A 20,545-nucleotide genomic window follows, 5' to 3' on the forward strand; every position below is an offset into this window, starting at 1 on the left:
AAAGGTACGCCTTTTTACTATATATCTATAATTTTCCCACTCTCAACCCGAATAACAGAAGTAAACAGCTGTTTTACTTCATCATATTGGTGGGTGACCATCAGCAGTGTCAGATTTTTTTGGATACAAAGGGTATAGACTAACTCTTGTAGCTCTTCTCGTCTAATCGGATCTAATGCGGAGAAAGGCTCATCGAGTAAGAAAATCGGTTTATCTCTCAATAAGGTTCTTGCTAACGCCACACGCTGTTTTTGCCCTCCCGATAATTTATCTGCTCGGCGTGATAAGAAATCAGCAATCCCCATTTGATAAGCGATCTCTTCTACTTTTTCATTTTGTGCTTGGCTTAATCTCAAACTCGGGGTTAAACCTAGTCCTATATTCTGTGAAACAGTTAAATGTGGGAAAAGATTATTATCTTGAAATAGCATTGAAACAGGTCTTTCTGCTGGTTGCGTATGCGTGTGATTTTGCCCAGCAAGGTAAACTTCACCTCGGCTTGCTAGCTCAAATCCAGCAATTAAATTAAGTAATGTACTTTTTCCTGAACCACTTTCACCGATAACTGCAACTCTCTCACCTTTTGCAATATTTAACTTAAATTTCATCGGCAGTTCAGGATAGTCAAACTCGACATTCATTTGGATCATCTATTTTGTTCTCTCTGTTCAATAATCAAAAAGGGAAAAAATGCCAAAAGCATTAACATCAGTGCCGTTACTGCGGCATCTTCCATTCGGTAACTCCCTAATTGTTGATAAAGTAGGTAAGGTAACGTACTGAAATCAGGGCTACCAAAAAAGGCAATGACGGTAAAACTGCCTAAACTAGCCGACATTGCAAGAGCAAAAGCATTACGAAGCGGTCGGATCAGGTAATTTTTTTCCACAATCCACCAACGGCGAAAGCCTGTAATACCTAATTCTCTCGCTAATTTATCGTGGGTAATAAAGGCTTCCCAAACTGCAGTAAATAGCAGGCGATAAATGTAGGGCAGTAGCATCAATCCGTTACATACTCCAACCAAGTATAAGAGTTGCCAAGTAGAAAGCGGTATATCTATCAATAATAAAAACAAACCGACAGCTAACATAAATACGGGCATAATTAACGGATAAGTCGCCACACCAGCTAGAAAACTATGGAGAATTTTATGTTTTTGATACGCTAAATTCTTCGCTTCAAGGGCAATCAAATAGGCGACAATGATCACTGTTACCGCTGCAATCGCACTGAGTAAGAGTGAAAATCGTGTCGCTTCCCACAGTAGTGGGTTTGTTAAGCGTGTAAAGAAGTGAGAAACACTAATGCCTGTCCAAATAACATTTGCGATAGGTATTAAGATCATCATTCCCATTAAAATTATAACGCTTTGTAATAACCTTTTATTAACGCCTTTAGCTTTGGGTTTCCAAATATGATCGACTGGAATAGCGGTATTTTTACCCTGAGAAAATGCAAATTTCGTTAAAATATCCATCGTAATCTGCAAGATAATCCCGACTAGAATTTGGGTCATTATCAACATTACCGCTTTTGCAAAATCAAATTCAAAAGTTACCGCTTGATAAATAGCAACTTCAAGAGTGCTATATTTTGGTCCACCTCCCAGCATTAACACTATCGGGAAACTAGTAAAACAGATTAGAAAAATATTCATAAAGGTATAAGGCAATATCTTTTTCAGCATTGGTAACTCAACAATTTGTATATATCGCCAGCCTTGTAAATTTAACTGAGCTGCAAGTTGATGTTGGCTACTTGGGATTAAATGTAAGGCTTCCAAACAATATTTAGTCGCCAATGGAATATTGAAGAACAAATGAGCCAGTAAAATCCCCTGCAAACCATATAGATTAAACGCAGCAGGGATACCTAAATATTTTAAGAACTGCATTACCCAGCCTGAATTTCCCCATACCCCGACAATGGCAAAAATAACTACTAAAGATGGTAATGCCCACGCAAAAGAGATGAGCTTATAGAGTAATGCTTTCCCTTTAAAATTGAGATAAAAAAAACTGCGAGCGAGAAAAACACCAAGAATTGTAGAGAAAAGTGCGGAAAGTAACGCTTGCCATAAGCTCTGTTTGAGAATTTGTAATGCCTCCCCAACAGACCAAAAAGTTTCATCGGCACGATGTTCAAATAACGCCCATAAACTAAACGCATAAAGTGCCACAATAATGGTGTAAATCGACCAAGCAGAAAAAGCAGTAAATCGGCGTAGCATCACATATCATAACAAAAAGAATAGATAAGCTAATTTACCCTATTTCATTGAGGTAGTCGATGATGTTTGAAGTGGGATAAAATCATCTTAGGTTTGTTCTTTCTCAAAGAAATTTATCATTGTCTCTGCTACGCTCTGTTTTTTTACCCATAAGGATATATTATGAGCAAGACTTTTAGCGATGAAGCAGAAAACTGCAAAGTAAATTGTAAACCGACTAGTACAGCAATGTTTGATAATGCCGATTCTCAAATTGATTTTGAGCAACATTATCCAGATCAAGAAACTGCTCAGCAAGCACTTGATTTTTTAATCAATAAAGCCAAACAAATTGAAAATGAGCCTTGCCAAATAACACATCAATTCATTTCACAAGAAGATGGCGTTACACTTAATGCAACATTTAATTTTAGTTGCCAAGCAGAGGCGGTCTTATTTCAGCTTGCGTTGCGGTAGAATTTAGTAGATTTAGCGAGTTTAGAATTTCAACCAACTTTTGCCATACTTGTTGGGCTGAAATATTTTCCATTCCTTGAGCTTGTAGATAGTGTTGATTTTTACCATAAGCACCAATGAGATTGGGATCTGTTGCACCATATAAAATAATATTCGGCTTATCTAACGCTGCGGTTAAATGGCTAAGTCCTGTATCAACAGAAACCACTGCTTGAGCATTCGTAATTTGATCTGCAAGCTCCGTTAAACTTAACTTGGGCAACACTTTAATTTTTTCTGATTGTTCAGCCAAACGAGTTGCTCGCTCAAATTCTTTTTGATTTCCCCAAGGTAAACGAATTTCTACCCCTGAATTGACACAATGTTCAAAAAGCTCAGACCACGAATTTTCTTGCCAATGTTTGTCTGCCCTTGTTGTTGCGTGAATAGCAATTAGATAAGGCGAAGCGGTGAGATTTTCCCGTTCTTTTGCAAGTGAAGTGAAATGACGTGCAATAGCATAATCGCCAAGTGTATCAGGTAACGAATACCCCAAACTTTGAGCAAATAACTGACGAATACGTTCAACGGCGTGTTGCTGATAGGAAATAGCGTGTCGTTTGTCATAAAACAAGGTGGCTATTGGTTCACGAATAGAGTGGCGATCATAACCGTGTTTTTTGCCTTTGGCTAAACGAGTCACAAAGAAAGCACTTTTGAATAGCCCTTGAGCATCAATTACAACATCATAATTTTCTTGCTGTAATTGCTGTTTGAATGATGCCCATTGTTGTAAAGTTTCTTGAGAAAGTAACCGCTTACGCCACGCTCGAAATGCAAAAGGAATGACCTTTTTTACCGCTGAATGCCAACGGGGAATTTCTGCGAAAGCAGGCTCAACGACCCAATCTATTCGGAGATCGGGTATCTTATTTTGAGCATCAGTAAGTGCGGGTAAAGTATGAATAACATCGCCCATTGATGATGTTTTTATAAGGCAAACTTTCATCTCTAATTTACTTTCCCAATCAGTTCATTTAATTTGGCTAATACCATTTCAGGCTGAATATCGATCAAGCTTTGATGATAACCTTCTGCACTATCTTGTGCCTTACGCACTTTAATTAGCCCACCATCAATTAAACGAATAATCACTGCATTCTGTGATAGTGGTGGTGTATATTGTGGGCTTGTTGGGCCATAAAGAGCCACTAATGGACGATTTAACGCCGCAGCAATATGCATCAACCCAGAATCATTGCTAACTATGGCAACGCAATCGGCAATTAAATCTACCGCTTGATTCAGATCCGTTTGCCCTGCTAGGTTAATACAATAACGTTGCTGTTCCGCTGATAATGAGGTACGGATTTCTTCGCCAACAGTTTCATCTTTCTTCGAGCCGAATAACCGAATAGCGTAACCTTGTTCAATCAATTTTTGTGCCACTTTTGCATAGTGATAATGCGGATAACGCTTTGCAGGCCCAAACTCAGCCCCTGGACAAAAACCGATTGCTGGGCGATTTTCTGCATAATCTAGCTGTTTAGCAAAATGTTGCTTTGTTTGAATAATCTGCTCAACGTTCACTTGCAAATAAGGGTACGGAATAGGTAATTGTTCAGCAATGGGAATATGCCCTTTATCAAAAGCAAGAGCCACATAACGTTGCACCATTAGTGGATAATCCTGTTTATTCGCTCTGAGATCATTCAATAATCCATAACGCATTTCACCTTTCCAACCACGACGATGGGGAATGCGAGCAAAAAAGGGAATAAAAGAAGATTTAAGAGAGTTAGGTAAAACAATCGCCATTTGGTACTGATTTTGTGAATTTTTGCCTAAATCATACCGCTTACAGAGTGCAAAAGAGCCGTGTCCAATCGGCATTGAAATTGCTTTACGCACTTCTGGCATTCTAGCTAACAAAGGACGACACCAATCGGGAGCCATTACATCAATATGACAATCAGGATAATTTTGTTTAAGCTGCTGATATAAGCTGTGGGACATCATCATATCCCCAACCCAAGATGGCGCAATAATCAAAATATTCATATAACTTCCCTTTATGATTGTTTAATACATTTTTCCGCAAGTAAATTGTTGCGGTTGTCTCGTAATGTGCCTACGCCATTAAAATCTTCTGTCCAAATCCAACGAATATTGCTGTATTTCTTCCCTTGTGTAACTACACTTGGTGATAGTGTGTAAGAAGAACGATTAAAAGTAAGTGTAATCGGACTATTTTTTTTACTATTTAAAAATTGAACTCGCAAGGTTTGATTCTTTGCACATTGATAACTGATGATACGCTGTTTTTTCACTACATCAGTTTTAATTTGTGGCACGCTCTGTTCAGGTTGTTGAATTTGTTGTTCAACTTGTTCTGCTGGAGCAATGGTTGTTGTACTACATCCTAGTAGTACAGTAGTAGTGAGCAAAGAAAATGCTTTTTTCCATAAATACATTGTTGTCCCCTTAATGTCAGTCAGAAAAAAAGAGCAACGCAATGCGTTGCTCCAAGTTTTAGTTATTATTTATAAATGTAACTACCATTCGCTTGGCGGATAAATTTTCCACCAGAGCCAATATGCATTTCAGTAACACGATTATTTGCATCTAAACGAACCGTTACTTTTTCACCCACTTTCAAATTACTTACAATGTTGTTTACTTTACTCATTGCATTAACATCTGAAATATTCAAATTGTTATCTCTGAATACTTGCATTAGAGAAACTCCCTTCGGTACAACCATTGTTTTACTTGAAACAGCATTTGATGTAACTTCAACTGTTTTTGTTGGTGCTGGTTTAACCACAGCAGGTTTAGTTTCAACAACTTTCGCTGGTGCTTTTTCTACTTTTGGTTGTGATTGTGCTTTTTTTACTGGCTCAGATGTTGATTTACTTTCTGGTTGATAAATCACACTTCCTGTTGTTTCTGGTTTTTTCACAGGTTGAGTAACCACAGGTTTAGTTTCTGTTACTTTTGGTTCAGGTTTAGCTTCGGCAGGTTTTGCTACAACAGCAGGTGTTGGCTCTACACGATTTTCAACAGTAGATTGAGCTATTTCTGTTGTTTGAGCAGGTTGTTCTACCACAGTATTTATTGCTGTTTGCTCCGTAGTTTGTTGGTCAGCTTTTGCTTGTGCCATTTGAGCTTCTTGTTGTGCTTTAGCTTCTGCTTCAGCTCGTTTTGCTTCTTCTTCATCAACAGGGCGGAATTCAATTGGTAAACTGGTACCTTGTTCTTGTAATGATTCCACCGTTTCAGGTGTATTCGGTTTTAATAAGAAAAATGCTAATAATAGAGCAAGTGCTAATAAAATCACGATCAATAAACGGCGATATTTTGATGGTACTTTTTCTGCCACAGAAGGCTTAGCCGTTTGGACTGTCTGAGTAGGAATTACTCGCTCAACCGTATTTGGATTCACTGCATTTACTTTTTCCTGCTCATTCACAGGTGGCTGTACTGTTTTTGGCTCATCGACTTTAGGTGTATCAACTGTAGCATTTGCTTTAGCTGGAGCTTTATCAGTATCATCAATAACAGGAGCAAATGCAAAACCTTTTGGTTTATGAGTGTCTTCTGTTGTTTCTATTTTAGGTGCATTTTCTTTTAACATTGTTTGTTCTTCTAGGGTTGATAACTCATTTGCTTTATCCACAGGACGTTTCATTACGGGTGTGAATGTGTAATTAGGTGCTTGTTTCGATGATAACGAAAACATCACTTTCGGTTTTGTGACTTCTGTTTCGTGATGTTGTTCAATTTCTTTTTCTACTTCTGTTGTAGTTGCTGTTGGCTGACCAAAAGTCGGCTCTTTACGTTGATTATATTGGCTCATAAAAATCCAAGGAAAATAACTAAAAAAACGGCAATTATTTTAAAGGATTTATTGCCTATCATCATCAAATTTCTTTTAAATCACCATTTTATTTATGTTATACCCATTATTTTTTCGATCAAGATCGAAAAATGAATTAGCCTTTCTTGAGCTTATTCTGCCAATGATTAAAGTAGCGACTATTCGTTTTATATCAACCAAAACACAGAAAGGAGCTATTTATTATGAAAAAACTCACTCAATATGCCGCAGCCCTACTTTTAAGTGCATTTAGCTTAACGGCTAGTGCAGAAGAAAAAAGTGTAAGCACAGCACCTGAAACGCAAACTCAAGTACAAGCGGTTCAAACACAAGCCAAAATTGCAAATCCAAATGCAATCAATATCAACACCGCAACTGCATCAGAATTACAGGATAAATTAGTTGGTATCGGTGCTAAAAAAGCACAAGCCATTGTGGAATATCGAGAAAAAAATGGTAAATTTCTCAATATTGAACAATTAACAGAAGTATCGGGTATTGGAAAAGCAACGCTTGATAAAAATCGTGATCGTATTGTTTTAGAGTAATCTAACCGCTTATTCCCCTTATCGCTTTACCCTGCTGTATAAGGGGAACTTGCTTAGATTGTAAACTTTGTGACTTTTGCTATACTGCTCGCCTTTTGAAAGTTTGAAAGATCAGAACATAGGATAGTCAAATGTCATTAACAGCTTATAAAGCACCAAGTTATGCACAACGTGCGAAAATTGCATTTCAATATTTAATGCCACAACAAGGTTTAACTCGCCTTGCTGGGTGGTTTGCGGAAAAAAAATTAGGTGCATTAACCCATCTTGTAATTAAAGTATTTGCCAAGAAATACCAAGTTAATTTATCTGAAGCAGAGAAAAGCAATCCTTCAGATTATGCTACTTTTAATGAGTTTTTTATCCGTCCTCTGAAAGAAAATGCACGCCCTGTCGATCAAGATACTCAAACCTTATGTTTACCCGCTGATGGTAGAGTAAGCGAAGCTGGGCAGATTACACAAAACTTACTATTACAAGCCAAAGGGCATACGTTTACCTTAGAAACACTACTGGCTAACGACATCGCATTAGCCGAAAAATTTAAAGATGGTCAATTTATTACCACTTATCTCTCCCCAAGAGATTACCATCGTGTGCATATGCCTTGTGATGCAACACTACGCAAGATGATTTACGTTCCAGGTGAATTATTTTCAGTTAATCCCTTTTTAGCAGAACACATTCCAAACTTATTTGCTCGTAACGAACGTGTGATTTGTGAATTTGATACAGCGTTTGGCACAATGGTTCAGATTTTAGTAGGAGCAACCATTACTGCGAGTATGAGTACTGTTTGGGCGGGGGTTATTAACCCACCACGTTCAAAAGAAGTTCTTGTGTACGAATATCTTGCAGAAGGAGAAAGTGCAATTCATCTCAAAAAAGGGCAAGAAATGGGGGCTTTCCGCTTAGGTTCAACAGTTATTAACCTTTTCCCTAAAGAGAGTGTTGCTTTATCTTCTCATCTTATTGCTGGCGAGCCAACCCGAATGGGCGAACCTTTAGCAAAAATCCTTAGTTAAAATCAAATAAACGAAAGCGAGTGGTAGCCCTACTCGCTTTTTTGTCTATAATTGCAAAATATTTTCTTAAAATAACCGCTTATATCAAAATGAAAAAAATTTTTTTACTTCCTCTTATTGTTTTTGTGGGACTTATTATTGCCTTTATGGTGCAACTGCAACGTAATTCAAATGGAGAAGATCCTAAAATGCTTGAGTCAAGCCTAATAGGCAAAACAATTCCTGAATTTCAACTTGAATCTTTATACGATGAAAAACAAAATGTTAATGCTAATGTTGTTAAAACAGGCTCGCCAAGATTATTAAATGTCTGGGCAACTTGGTGTCCAACTTGTTTTGCTGAACATCAGTATTTAACTGAGCTTGCAAAACAAGGCATTGAAATTGTTGGTATTGATTATAAAGATGAACGAGCTAAAGCATTAAAATTCTTAGAAAACTATGGAGATCCTTATAAAGCAGTTATTTACGATCCCAAAGGTTCTCTTGGCTTAGATTTAGGCGTATATGGTGCACCTGAGACATTTATTTTAGATGGGCAAGGGAAAATTCATTATCGTCACGCTGGAGATGTAAATGCAAAAGTGTGGAATGAAGTACTTAAACCAATCTACGATAAATTAAAAGGAAATACACAATAATGAAAAAATGGCTTGCACTTTTATTGATTCTACCTACATTAAGTATTGCTAGTCAGCAAATTCAACAATTCGATAATACACAGCAAGAATCTGATTATCGAGCACTCATTCAAGAATTACGTTGTCCACAATGCCAAAATAACAACATTGCTGATTCCAACGCAACTATTGCCACAGATATGCGTAATAAAACACTAGAATTACTCAAACAAGGGAAAAGCAAAGATGAAGTGGTTAATTATATGGTAGAACGTTATGGCAACTTTGTGACTTACGATCCTCCTATAACCCCAGCCACCATAATGTTATGGTTAATGCCTATCCTATTGATTTTAATTGGTTTTAGCATAATGTTGAAACGAAAAAAATCAAATATACAAGCGGTGGGTTCAGACAAATCTTTTGCAAAAAATCTTGACCAAGAACGCTTAAAACAAATTTTGAACGATAAGGAACAATAATGAATTTTTGGATCATCGCAATATGGATTACGCTAGCAATCAGTGCTATCGCATTCTATCCATTATTAAAAAGAAATACGCATCAAAATAGCAAAAAACGTAATGAATTAAATAAAGCATTTTATTTTGATCGCCTTAAAGAAGTAGAACAAGAAGAAAAAGAAGGACTCATTGAAGATAATCAACAGAGTAAATTGGAGTTACAACAAAGCCTATTAGATGATATTCCATCACAGCCTGATATTACTGTTGATAGGAAAAAATCACTAAGTCCATTATGGTTTATGAGACTTATTATCCTAGTTATAGGAATGAGTTCTGCAATTTATTGGAATGTTGGTTCGTGGTTTACAGGCACGATGCTAGAAATGACACATAAAAAATTGGATTATTTCTATGAACGTATCAAAACAGAAGAAACAGACCCACTTTCAGATCAAGAACTCAATCAGTTTGCAATGGCATTACGAGTTGAATTACAAGAGAAACCTACTGACGATAAATCATGGTTTATGCTTGGACAAGTTGGAATGGCATTAGATAATGGACAAATCGCTCTTGATAGCTACGCTAAGGCGGTAGCATTAAAGCCTGATAATCTACAATATAAGCAAAAATACGCTCAATTATTACTTTTCTCTAGCGATCCGAAAGATAAAGAGAAAGGTGAAGAAGTGGTAAAAGAGATTATTCGAATCGATCATACTAATGTTGATGCTTTGAGCTTACTGGCTTTATCCTCTTTTGAAAAAGAAGATTATAAAATGGCAGCAATGACTTGGGGAATGATGCTTAAATTTTTACCTGAAAATGACCCTCGCAGACCAACCATTGAGCGTAGCATTCAATCGGCACTTTCAATGATTAAAACAGAGAATAAATAAGTATTAGATAAGATTTTTACTTAAATCTCAGCGTAAATATTGCTAATATTTGACGAGTTATATTTTTATAGAATAGCCATTATGATCCCACGTTTAGCAAACACACCACAACTGACAGAAACTGTACAAGCTTTCCTTAACGAGCTTGTAGAACAACATTTTTCAGGCGATATTGCATCAAGTTATGCCGATCGTCTTTCGCTTGCAACGGATAACAGCGTTTATCAGCAAATACCACAAGCGATTTTATTCCCCAAATCAGTGACTGATGTAGTTATTTTAACCAAGCTAGCTCAAAAAGCTCCGTTTCAAGCATTAACATTTACCCCAAGGGGCGGTGGAACGGGCACGAATGGACAATCGCTCAACAACAATATCATTGTTGATCTTTCTCGCCATATGAAACAGATCTTAGAACTTAACGTAGAAGAGCGTTGGGTTCGAGTACAAGCAGGCGTGGTTAAAGACCAACTGAACCAATACTTAAAGCCCTATGGCTTATTCTTTTCCCCAGAATTATCGACCAGTAATCGAGCCACATTAGGCGGAATGATTAACACTGATGCTTCAGGGCAAGGTTCATTACAATATGGGAAAACCTCCGATCATATTTTGGCGATCAAATCCGTATTGATGAACGGGGAAATTTTAGACACACAAGCGGTGAGATCCGACAACTTTTCTGCAAATCTTGCCGAATTACCTTTATCTGAAAATGGTAAAAAGATTCATCAAGAAATTTTCCAACGCTGCAAAACCCTACGTCCAGTCGTTTTAAAAGAATTGCCACAGTTAAACCGTTTTTTAACAGGCTATGATTTAAAAAATGTATTTAATGATGACGAATCTGAATTTAATTTAACTCGTATTCTTACTGGTTCGGAAGGCTCTCTAGCCTTTATTTGCGAAGCTAAACTCAATTTATTACCCATTCCCAAATATCGTACGCTAATCAATATCAAATATAACTCTTTTGATGCCGCCTTACGTTCTGCCCCTTTTATGCTACAAGCTAAAGCGTTATCAGTAGAAACCGTTGATTCCAAAGTATTAAACTTAGCCAAGCAAGATATTGTATGGCACTCCGTTTCAGATCTTTTAACTGAAGATGAACAGAACCCAATTTTAGGGATCAACATTGTAGAATATGCGTCAAATGATCAGGGTCTCAATGAACAACTTGTCGCCGATCTTTGTTGCTCGCTTGATCAAAAAATTGCCAATAATGAAAGCGGTCTGATTGGCTACCAAATTTGCAAAGAGATCGATTCAATTGAGAAAATTTACGCAATGCGGAAAAAAGCAGTAGGATTGCTCGGTAATGCAAAAGGTTGGGCAAAACCTATCGCTTTTGTGGAAGATACCTGTGTTCCTCCTGAAAATTTAGCCGATTATATTGTTGAATTTCGCCAATTACTTGATGAAAACGGCTTGGAATATGGAATGTTCGGACACGTTGATGCAGGTGTTCTTCACGTTCGCCCTGCCCTTGATTTATGCGATAAAGCACAGGTGCAAAAATTCAAACAGATTTCCGATAAAGTGGTTGAACTCACTGCCAAATATGGTGGCTTAATCTGGGGAGAACACGGAAAAGGTATGCGTTCTGCCTATGGTGAACGCTTTTTTGGAGAAACGTTATGGCAAGAGCTACGCTATATTAAGCAGCTGTTTGATCCACAAAATCGCTTAAATCCAGGTAAAATTTGTACACCGTTACATCGCCAAGATGAGCTTTACCCAATTGACTCACAAATGCGTGCTGATTTTGATCGCCAAATTCCGATCCAAGTGCGTGAAAATTTTAAAGGTGCGATGAACTGTAATGGTAATGGGCTATGTTTTAATTTTGATGTACACAGCACAATGTGTCCATCAATGAAAATCTCTGGTAATCGCCTTTTCTCACCCAAAGGGCGTGCGGCATTGGTTCGTGAGTGGTTACGCTTATTGGCAGAGAAAAATGTATCCCCTGACGATATTATTTTCAAGCCACATAAAAATGGTAGAAAATTGGTCGATTTTGCGAAAAAACTACGCAATCACTGGTATAAAAAGCAAGAGTATGATTTCTCTCACGAAGTGAAAGCGGCAATGGATACTTGCCTAGCCTGTAAAGCCTGTGCTAGCCAATGTCCGATCAAAATTGATGTGCCGACTTTCCGAGCTCAATTTAATGAGCTTTACCATAGCCGTTATTTCCGCCCGATAAAAGATTATGTGGTCTCAAATTTAGAGCGTGTCGCACCGTTAATGGCAAAACAACCTGCTTTCTTTAATTTCTTCAGTGCGAATAAATGGGCGGAAAATATCGCAAGTAAAACCATTGGAATGGTTGATTTGCCTGCTCTTTCTGTACCCAATTTACAGCAGCAGCTCAATCAAATCGGTTACCAAGCTGAAAGTTTAGAAAGCCTTGAGCAACAAATCACAAGCGGTCAGATCGGACAAGATATTTACCAATATCTATTTGTGGTACAAGATCCTTTCACTTCTTATTATGATGCTAAAGTTGTGGCAGATTTTGTTAATCTATGCCAAAAAATCGGTTTTAAACCGATTGTATTGCCATTTAAACCAACAGGAAAAGCCCAACACGTTAAAGGCTTTTTACATCAATTTGCCAGAACAGCGAAAAACCAAGCAGATTTCCTGACTCGTTTAGCAAAATTAGGAATCCCAATGGTTGGGGTGGATCCTGCATTAACCTTAATTTATCGTGAAGAATATCGAGATATTTTGAAAGAAGAATGTGGCGAGTTTAAAGTACAACTTGCACACGAATGGCTACTCAGTCAGCTCAAACAAGGGCATTTACATACCTGCAAAAAATCAGCCGAAACAGACCGCTTACAATGGCATTTATTTAGCCACTGTACAGAATCAACCGCTTTACCTAATAGCACAAAAGAGTGGCAACAAATTTTTGCCCATTTTGGCGAACGCTTAGTAGGAGAAAATACGGGCTGTTGTGGAATGGCTGGAACATTTGGACACGAAACGAAACATATTGCGATGTCGAAAGCGATTTATGCTCAATCGTGGCAGAAAAAACTTAATGGTAAAGATCTTGATCGCTGTTTAGCCACAGGTTATTCCTGCCGTAGCCAAGTAAAACGGATGGAACATCGGGTCTTAAAGCACCCTGTTCAAGCATTATTGAGTATCTTATAAGGTAATTTGATGATTTGGAAAAAAACGCTCTCACTTTCGCAACTTAATCAACTTTGCCAAAATTGTGCCGTATCACATTTAGGGATCGAATTTACTGCACAAGGCGAAAACTGGCTAGAAGCTACGCTAGTGGTTGATTATCGTACCACTCAGCCTTTCGGTTTATTACACGGTGGCATAAGTGCCACCCTTGCTGAAACCGTTGCATCAGCGGCAGCTCTACTCTGTTGTGAAGAACATCAATTCCCAGTAGGCACAGAACTCAACATTAGCCACCTAAAAGCAATTAAGCAAGGAAAGGCCACTGCCAAAGCCACTCCACTGCATTTAGGCAAGACACATCAAGTATGGCAAGTAATGATTTATGATGAGCAAATGCAACTATGCGCAGTGGCGAGACTTAGTATTAAATTACTAAATCAAACATAGTGCTACTTTAGCGAGTAAATCTATCAAAAATGAGATGTAGATCATAAAACAAGCAAAAAACTATCCCATTTTTGTTTAAATATTGTTACACTCAAAAGTAACATTTATTTAACAAATTTAGGAGAAAGATATGACAGCTTCATCTCAACAAATCATTCATCAAACCGAACAATATGGTGCTCGCAACTATTTACCGTTACCTATCGTAATTAGCAAAGCAGAAGGTATTTGGGTGAAAGATCCTGAAGGTAAACGTTATTTAGATATGTTAAGTGCCTACTCTGCGGTCAATCAAGGGCATTGTCATCCTAAAATTGTGAAAGCATTAAAAGACCAAGCGGAACGTGTTACTTTAACTTCTCGTGCTTTTTATAACGATCAGCTTGGGCCTTGGTATGAAAAAATCTGTAAGCTAGGTAAGAAATCAATGGCATTACCAATGAATACAGGGGCGGAAGCGGTAGAAACAGCAATTAAAACTGCACGCCGTTGGGGTTACGATGTAAAAGGTATTGCAAAAGATCGAGCGGAAATTATCGCTTGTGTAGGCAACTTCCACGGTAGAACAATGGCGGCGGTTTCGCTCTCTTCTGATCCTGATTATCAACGTGGTTTTGGGCCGTTATTAGGTGGGATTAAGTTAGTGCCTTATGGTGATTTAGATGCACTGAAAAATGCGATCACACCAAATACGGCGGCATTCTTAGTTGAACCAATTCAAGGGGAAGCAGGTATTTTAATTCCACCACAAGGTTTCTTAAAACAAGCCTACGAACTATGTAAAGAAAACAATGTACTGTTTATTGCTGATGAAATTCAAGCTGGCTTAGGTAGAACAGGGAAATTATTTGCTTGCGAGTGGGAAGGTTTTGAGCCAGATATCTATATTTTAGGTAAAGCATTAGGTGGTGGTGTATTCCCAATCTCTTGTGTGTTAGCCGATAAAGAAATTTTAGGTGTGTTTAATCCAGGTTCTCACGGTTCAACTTTTGGCGGAAATCCACTCGCTTGTGCAGTATCTCTTGCGGCTCTTGATGTTTTAGTGGAAGAGAACTTAGCGGAACGTTCTCGTGAATTAGGTGAATACTTCCTAAATGAATTGAAAAAAATTGAGTATCCGAAAATTAAAGAGGTGCGTGGACGTGGTTTATTTATTGGTTTAGAACTAACAGAAGCCGCTCGCCCATACTGTGAAGCCTTAAAAGAAAAAGGACTATTATGTAAAGAAACCCACGACACTGTTATTCGTTTTGCCCCTCCATTAGTAATTGAGAAAGCGGATTTAGATTGGGCGTTAGAACGTATTCGTGAAGTGCTAAAATAAGGGCTGATCTTGCAAAAAAATTAAAAAATCTGACCGCTTCCCAAGGAGGAAATATGGCAAACACAACAGAACAACAAAACATTCGGATCCCGTTTTTTTATGCCTTTTTACCCGTATTGATAATGGTATCCGTAATGGCGGTTGCGATTATCAAATTTGAAGCATCGCCACATATTCCACTGTTAATTGGGGCAATTGCCGCCAGTATCATTGCTCTTGCCTTCGGTTATCGTTGGGATACTATCGAAAAAGGGATCTATCGTGGCATCAAAATGGCACTACCTGCGATAGTGATCATTATTATGATTGGCTTAACCATTGGGGCTTGGCTTGGGGGTGGTATTGTTGCAACAATGATCTATTACGGCTTAAAACTAATCTCACCTTCGCTGTTTTTATTTACCATCTGTATTATCTGTGCGATTGTTACTTTAGCTATTGGGAGTTCTTGGTCCACAATGGGAACAATTGGTGTAGCAGCAATGGGAATTGGGTTGAGCATTGGCATTCCAGCCCCAATGGTGGCAGGGGCGGTAATTTCAGGAGCGTATTTCGGCGATAAAATGTCACCTCTTTCTGATACGACCAACCTTGCCGCAGGTATCACAAATACCCCTCTCTTTGATCATATCCGCCATATGCTTGTAACCACCGTACCTGCTTTCTTAATTGCATTAGCGGTTTATTTCTACCTAGGTTTACAATTTAGTGCAGAGAACTTAGATTTAGCAAAAATCACTGATGTAATGCAAGCAATGGAAAAACATTTTGTGATTTCACCTTGGCTATTATTAGTGCCTTTGATGGTTGTGGTTTTAGTGGCGAAAAAAGTCCCTGCGTTACCTGCACTCACTGCTGGGATTTTGCTCGGTTGGTTATGCCATATCTTTGTTCAAGGCGGAGAGGTTGGTGTTGCGGTTAAAACCTTGCACGATGGATTCAAAATTGAGAGTGGTCACGAGATGATCGATACGCTCTTTAATCGTGGTGGTATTGAATCTATGATGTACACCATTTCATTAACCATTGTAGCAATGACATTCGGTGGGATTGCAGAACAAACAGGAATGTTGCGTTCCGTTGTGGAAACAATTTTGAATTTTGCCAAAAAAGCATCAAGTGTCATTATTGCGACCATCGTTTCTGCAATAGTTACTAATGTTACAACATCAGAGCAGTATATTTCAATTTTATTACCTGGTCGTATGTATGTAAAAGCCTACCAAGATAAAGGTTTAAGCTCGAAAAATCTCTCTCGAGCTTTAGAAGATGGTGGTACAGTAACTTCTGTATTAGTGCCTTGGAATACTTGTGGTGTTTATGCGTTCTCAATGTTACAAGTTAGTGCATTTGAATATGCCCCGTATGCTGTAATGAACTATATGATCCCAATTATTGCGATTATTCTCGCAAGTTTAAATATTCGTATTGAATATTTGACCCCAGAAGAAAAAGCGGCTTTAGAGAATAAAGCCTAGTCTTCAATTATCTAAAAGCGGTGCGATTTGTTAAATTTTTTGCAAATCGTACCGCTTTGTTTTATTGATAGACTAACCTAGCTATTTTTTATGCTATAATCCGCCCCTTTTTATTATTGAATAAATTATATATGGAACAAAATCTCGTTAATTTCCTCACTCATACACTAGAAGGCTTAAAAGCAGAAGATATTCAAGCCATTGATGTGAAAGGAAAATCATCAATTACTGACACAATGATTTTATGTACTGGTACATCAAGCCGTCACGTTGCATCAACAGCGGATAACTTAATTGCTGAAAGTAAAAAAGCTGGCTTAGATGTCTTTGCTCACGAAGGCAAAGCAGTAGCAGATTGGATTGTGATCGATTTCGGGCAAGCGATTGTCCATATTTTGCAACGTGAAAGTCGTGAAATGTATCAATTAGAAAAACTCTGGGCATAATGAAAATCCAATTAATTGCAGTCGGAACAAAAATGCCTGATTGGGTGACAAAAGGCTTTGAAGAATATCAACGCCGTTTCCCCAAAGATTTCCCTTTTGAGCTGATCGAAATTCCTGCGGGTAAGCGGGGAAAAAACGCAGACATAAAGCGTATCCTAGAGCAAGAAGGCAAAGCAATGCTAGCGGCAGCTGGGCGAAATCGAGTGGTAACACTTGATATTCCAGGGAAACCTTGGACGACAGAGCAACTCGCTCAACAATTTGAAGCGTGGAAAAATGATGGGCGTGATGTCTGCTTATTGATTGGTGGCCCTGAAGGGCTTTCCCCTGAATGTAAAGCAGCGGCTGAACAGAGTTGGTCTCTTTCGCCTTTAACCTTACCACATCCATTGGTAAGAATTGTTGTTGCAGAGAGTTTATACCGAGCGTGGTCTTTAACGGCAAACCACCCTTATCATCGAGAGTAGTACGAGAATATAGATGTTTGGTAAATTAAGTAAATTCAGCCCACCAAAACAGCGAGAGAAAATTCGTAACGGACAAGCAGAGAAAAATCTGTTTGTCCGTCGTGCTTTGATCGCATTTTTAGGTGTATTGGGTTTAACAGGCGTATTGCTAACTAATTTATATCATTTGCAAGTGCGTGATTATGACACTTACCAAACTCGCTCAAATGGCAACCGCATTAAATTATTGCCTATTCCACCTGTTAGAGGTTTGATTTATGACCGAAACGGCAAAGTATTGGCAGAAAATCTGACATTCTTTGGGCTATATATCGTACCTGAAAAAGTGAACAACTTGGACGAAACCCTTATCGAACTTAAAACGATTGTCGGTTTAACCGATGAGGATATTGAGAATTTTCGTAAAGAGCGTGCAAGATCTTCCCGCTATACTCCAATATTACTTAAACCTAATTTAACCGAAGAACAAATTGCTCGTTTTTCAGTAAATCAATATCGCTTTCCAAGCCTTGACGTACAACCTTACTTTAAACGAACTTACCCTTATGGTGATGTGCTTACACATATTCTAGGCTATGTCGCTAAAATCAACGATAAAGACAAGCAACGTTTACAAGACGAAGGGAAATTCGGTAACTATGCAGGTTCTCACGACATTGGTAAATTGGGGATTGAAAAGTTCTACGAAGAACAATTACACGGGCAAACAGGTTTTGAAGAAGTTGAAATCAATAACCGTGGCAAAGTTATCCGCAAATTGCGTGATCAACCTGCAGTGGCAGGTAGCAGTATTCGTCTGACGCTTGATGTGGAATTGCAACAATATGTTTCATCGTTAATCGGTAATGAGAAAGGAGCGATTGTGGTGCTCGATCCGAAAGATAGTAGTATCTTAGCGATGGTAACGAACCCAAGTTATGATAACAATCTCTTTGTTGATGGTATTTCAGGCAGAGATTATAAGAAGTTATTAGATGATGAGGATCGCCCACTTTACAGCCGAGCAACACAAGGCACTTATCCCCCTGCATCAACCATCAAACCATTTATGGCAGTTGCAGGGCTAACCGAAAATAAAATTACCGCAGGCAGTACAGTATTTGACCCAGGTTATTGGATTTTACCTGGCACAACACAACGTTTTCGTGACTGGAAGCGAAGTGGACACGGTAGAACAGATATAAATAAAGCCATTGTAGAATCCTCGGATACTTACTTTTATCAGCTCGCCTATGATATGGGAATTGATAAAATGTCAGATTGGATGAAACGCTTTGGTTTTGGCGTAAAAACTGGCATTGATTTGGCGGAAGAGTCCACGGGCATTATGCCAAGTAGAGAGTGGAAACAGAAACGCTATAAAAAACAGCCTTGGCTAGCCGCAGATACCATTAATGCTGGAATTGGTCAGGGCTATTGGATTTCCACCCCATTGCAGCTTGCTAAAGCAACGGCAGTCTTAATCAACAATGGTAAAGTGAATACGCCCCATTTAATGATGGAAGTGATGTCACGAGAAAATATGCCTTACCAAGATCCACTTTTATACGATGATATTAAAGATGTTCCGCCACGTTTTTGGCAAATTGCTAAATTGGGTATGTATAACGTGTTACACGCAAGTAACGGGACGGGACGGAAAGCATTTGCTGGTGTGCCGTATCGAGCAGCAGGAAAAACAGGAACTGCACAAGTTAAAAGTTTAAAAGGTAAGGATTACGATAAAAATGCAATCGCTAAAAAATATCACGATCACGCGTGGTTTATTGGTTATGCACCTTATGAAAATCCGAAAATGGTTGTTTCGATTATTTTAGAAAATGCTGGTGGCGGTGGTAGTACAGCAGCCCCAATGGCACGAAAAATTATGGACTATATGCTACTACGTTCCAATGCCGCAAATACGGAATTGCAAAAAAATGAGCAAAACTCACCGCTTAACCTAGACGGAATAAATAATGAATAAGTTCTTACGTTCTTGCAAAAAATTATTAGCGTTTGATATTTTTCTTTTTGTTGGCTTATTAGCTATTACTGGCTACGGCTTATTGGTTCTGTATAGTGCGAGTGGCGGTAGTGAGAGAATGTTTTTTAATCGTGTCGTTCAGGTCTCTCTCGGAATGGGGCTAATGGTTGTTATGGCGCTCTTTCCACCTCGTTTTTATGAGCGAGTTTCACCTTATTTATATGCGGTGTGTATTGTTTTACTGATTTTGGTTGATGTTGCAGGGGAAACCAGTAAAGGTGCACAACGCTGGTTAAACTTAGGCTTTGTCCGTTTTCAGCCTTCGGAAATTGCTAAATTATCCGTTCCGTTAATGGTCGCAACTTACTTGGGCAATCGCTCACTGCCACCTAATTTTAAAGATACCTTTATTGCATTAGGGTTAATTATTGTGCCGACTATCTTAGTAGCTCTTCAACCAGATTTGGGAACTTCTATTCTTGTTTGTGCCGCAGGGGTATTTGTATTGTTTCTTGCAGGGTTAAGTTGGAAACTCATTGGTGCTGGTGTTGTCTTTCTTGCTGGGTTTATTCCAATTATGTGGTTCTACTTAATGCACGACTACCAGAAAACAAGGGTAATGACGTTAATTGATCCAGAGAAAGACCCTTTAGGTGCGGGTTATCATATTATTCAGTCCAAAATTGCGATTGGCTCTGGAGGGTTAGAAGGAAAAGGTTGGATGGCAGGGACACAGTCTCAACTTGAGTTTCTGCCTGAACCACACACCGATTTTATTTTTGCTGTGTTAAGTGAAGAGCACGGAATGATTGGCGTGCTGATTTTATTCGCCATTTATCTCTTTATTATTGCAAGGGGGCTAATGATCGGTGCTAAATCAAGTTCTGCATTTGGGCGAATTTTGTCTGGTGGTACTGCATTACTTTTTTTCGTTTACGTTTTTGTAAACATTGGAATGGTAAGTGGAATTTTGCCTGTTGTGGGTGTTCCATTACCACTATTTAGTTATGGCGGAACATCTTACGTTACACTAATGGCTGCGTTTGGACTAATGATGTCAGTTTATGTACATCGTGAACGTAAAGATACTAACCCTTATAACATACGTTAATTATTTAATATATTTGCTTTCTTGCTGTTTTGGAAAGCAAGGG

General features: G+C 38.5%; 20 protein-coding genes. 14 read left to right on the plus strand and 6 right to left on the minus strand.

The window, feature by feature from the left end; translation table 11 throughout:
• Positions 1-17: 17 nt before the first annotated feature.
• Both thiQ and thiP read right to left on the minus strand, forming a co-directional pair.
• Positions 18-650 (minus strand): thiamine ABC transporter ATP-binding protein, encoded by a 633-nt coding sequence (gene thiQ, locus ACWIW0_RS08330; protein ID WP_454452951.1) that lies wholly within the window; start codon positions 648-650, stop codon positions 18-20.
• On the minus strand, positions 647-2,233 hold the full coding sequence (gene thiP, locus ACWIW0_RS08335; RefSeq protein ID WP_454452952.1) for a thiamine/thiamine pyrophosphate ABC transporter permease ThiP: 1,587 nt from the start codon (positions 2,231-2,233) through the stop codon (positions 647-649). The genes thiQ and thiP overlap by 4 nt, the downstream gene beginning before the upstream one ends.
• Before the next feature lie 162 nt (positions 2,234-2,395).
• On the opposite strand from thiP, the gene ACWIW0_RS08340 reads away from it, so the two are divergent.
• Positions 2,396-2,689: a YfcZ/YiiS family protein gene (locus ACWIW0_RS08340; RefSeq protein ID WP_157395614.1), complete on the plus strand. Its 294-nt coding sequence runs from the start codon at positions 2,396-2,398 to the stop codon at positions 2,687-2,689.
• On the opposite strand, the gene rfaC is transcribed toward ACWIW0_RS08340, so the two are convergent.
• The 4 genes from rfaC to ACWIW0_RS08360 all read right to left on the minus strand — a co-directional run bounded on the left by rfaC (position 2,643) and on the right by ACWIW0_RS08360 (position 6,527).
• Positions 2,643-3,677, minus strand: coding sequence for a lipopolysaccharide heptosyltransferase RfaC (rfaC, locus tag ACWIW0_RS08345; RefSeq protein ID WP_454452953.1), 1,035 nt, complete (start codon positions 3,675-3,677; stop codon positions 2,643-2,645). The two genes, ACWIW0_RS08340 and rfaC, sit on opposite strands and share 47 nt — an antisense overlap.
• Positions 3,678-3,679: 2 nt before the next feature.
• On the minus strand, positions 3,680-4,729 hold the full coding sequence (gene waaF / locus ACWIW0_RS08350; protein ID WP_454452954.1) for a lipopolysaccharide heptosyltransferase II: 1,050 nt from the start codon (positions 4,727-4,729) through the stop codon (positions 3,680-3,682).
• A gap of 11 nt (positions 4,730-4,740) precedes the next feature.
• Positions 4,741-5,142: an MliC family protein gene (locus tag ACWIW0_RS08355; RefSeq protein ID WP_454452955.1), complete on the minus strand. Its 402-nt coding sequence runs from the start codon at positions 5,140-5,142 to the stop codon at positions 4,741-4,743.
• Between the two features lie 65 nt (positions 5,143-5,207).
• Entirely contained in the window at positions 5,208-6,527 is a 1,320-nt protein-coding gene (locus ACWIW0_RS08360; RefSeq protein WP_454452956.1) for a LysM-like peptidoglycan-binding domain-containing protein, read from the minus strand.
• 224 nt (positions 6,528-6,751) lie between these two features.
• Between ACWIW0_RS08360 and ACWIW0_RS08365 the strand changes: the two genes are divergently transcribed.
• The 13 genes from ACWIW0_RS08365 to rodA all read left to right on the plus strand — a co-directional run bounded on the left by ACWIW0_RS08365 (position 6,752) and on the right by rodA (position 20,502).
• Entirely contained in the window at positions 6,752-7,096 is a 345-nt protein-coding gene (locus ACWIW0_RS08365) for a ComEA family DNA-binding protein (RefSeq protein WP_454446722.1), read from the plus strand.
• 131 nt (positions 7,097-7,227) lie between these two features.
• Entirely contained in the window at positions 7,228-8,121 is an 894-nt protein-coding gene (gene asd, locus ACWIW0_RS08370) for an archaetidylserine decarboxylase (protein WP_454452957.1), read from the plus strand.
• Between the two features lie 89 nt (positions 8,122-8,210).
• The gene (locus tag ACWIW0_RS08375) at positions 8,211-8,762 is read left to right on the plus strand and encodes a DsbE family thiol:disulfide interchange protein (protein WP_454452958.1); all 552 of its coding nucleotides are present in this window, start codon (positions 8,211-8,213) and stop codon (positions 8,760-8,762) included.
• Entirely contained in the window at positions 8,762-9,223 is a 462-nt protein-coding gene (locus tag ACWIW0_RS08380; RefSeq protein WP_454446719.1) for a cytochrome c-type biogenesis protein, read from the plus strand. Before ACWIW0_RS08375 ends, ACWIW0_RS08380 begins: the two co-directional genes overlap by 1 nt.
• Positions 9,223-10,107, plus strand: a complete 885-nt coding sequence (ccmI, locus tag ACWIW0_RS08385) for a c-type cytochrome biogenesis protein CcmI (RefSeq protein WP_454452959.1) — start codon at positions 9,223-9,225, stop codon at positions 10,105-10,107. The genes ACWIW0_RS08380 and ccmI overlap by 1 nt, the downstream gene beginning before the upstream one ends.
• Before the next feature lie 81 nt (positions 10,108-10,188).
• The gene (gene ydiJ, locus ACWIW0_RS08390; RefSeq protein WP_454452960.1) at positions 10,189-13,281 is read left to right on the plus strand and encodes a D-2-hydroxyglutarate dehydrogenase YdiJ; all 3,093 of its coding nucleotides are present in this window, start codon (positions 10,189-10,191) and stop codon (positions 13,279-13,281) included.
• Positions 13,282-13,287: 6 nt separating this feature from the next.
• Positions 13,288-13,710 carry a hotdog fold thioesterase gene (locus tag ACWIW0_RS08395; RefSeq protein ID WP_454452961.1) on the plus strand — a complete coding sequence of 141 codons (423 nt, stop codon included), beginning with the start codon at positions 13,288-13,290 and terminating at the stop codon, positions 13,708-13,710.
• Positions 13,711-13,840: 130 nt separating this feature from the next.
• Positions 13,841-15,034: an ornithine--oxo-acid transaminase gene (locus ACWIW0_RS08400; RefSeq protein WP_454452962.1), complete on the plus strand. Its 1,194-nt coding sequence runs from the start codon at positions 13,841-13,843 to the stop codon at positions 15,032-15,034.
• A 53-nt stretch (positions 15,035-15,087) separates the two neighbouring features.
• On the plus strand, positions 15,088-16,512 hold the full coding sequence (gene nhaC / locus ACWIW0_RS08405; protein WP_454452963.1) for a Na+/H+ antiporter NhaC: 1,425 nt from the start codon (positions 15,088-15,090) through the stop codon (positions 16,510-16,512).
• Positions 16,513-16,643: 131 nt separating this feature from the next.
• Complete coding sequence (rsfS, locus tag ACWIW0_RS08410) at positions 16,644-16,958, plus strand: ribosome silencing factor (RefSeq protein ID WP_157395628.1); 315 nt, start codon at positions 16,644-16,646, stop codon at positions 16,956-16,958.
• On the plus strand, positions 16,958-17,425 hold the full coding sequence (gene rlmH / locus ACWIW0_RS08415) for a 23S rRNA (pseudouridine(1915)-N(3))-methyltransferase RlmH (protein WP_157395629.1): 468 nt from the start codon (positions 16,958-16,960) through the stop codon (positions 17,423-17,425). The genes rsfS and rlmH overlap by 1 nt, the downstream gene beginning before the upstream one ends.
• A gap of 13 nt (positions 17,426-17,438) precedes the next feature.
• A complete protein-coding gene (mrdA, locus tag ACWIW0_RS08420; protein WP_454452964.1) occupies positions 17,439-19,391 on the plus strand; it encodes a penicillin-binding protein 2 in 1,953 nt (650 codons plus the stop codon).
• Positions 19,384-20,502, plus strand: coding sequence for a rod shape-determining protein RodA (gene rodA / locus ACWIW0_RS08425; protein ID WP_454452965.1), 1,119 nt, complete (start codon positions 19,384-19,386; stop codon positions 20,500-20,502). Before mrdA ends, rodA begins: the two co-directional genes overlap by 8 nt.
• Positions 20,503-20,545: the final 43 nt, after the last annotated feature.

This window comes from Ursidibacter sp. B-7004-1 (assembly GCF_053654055.1).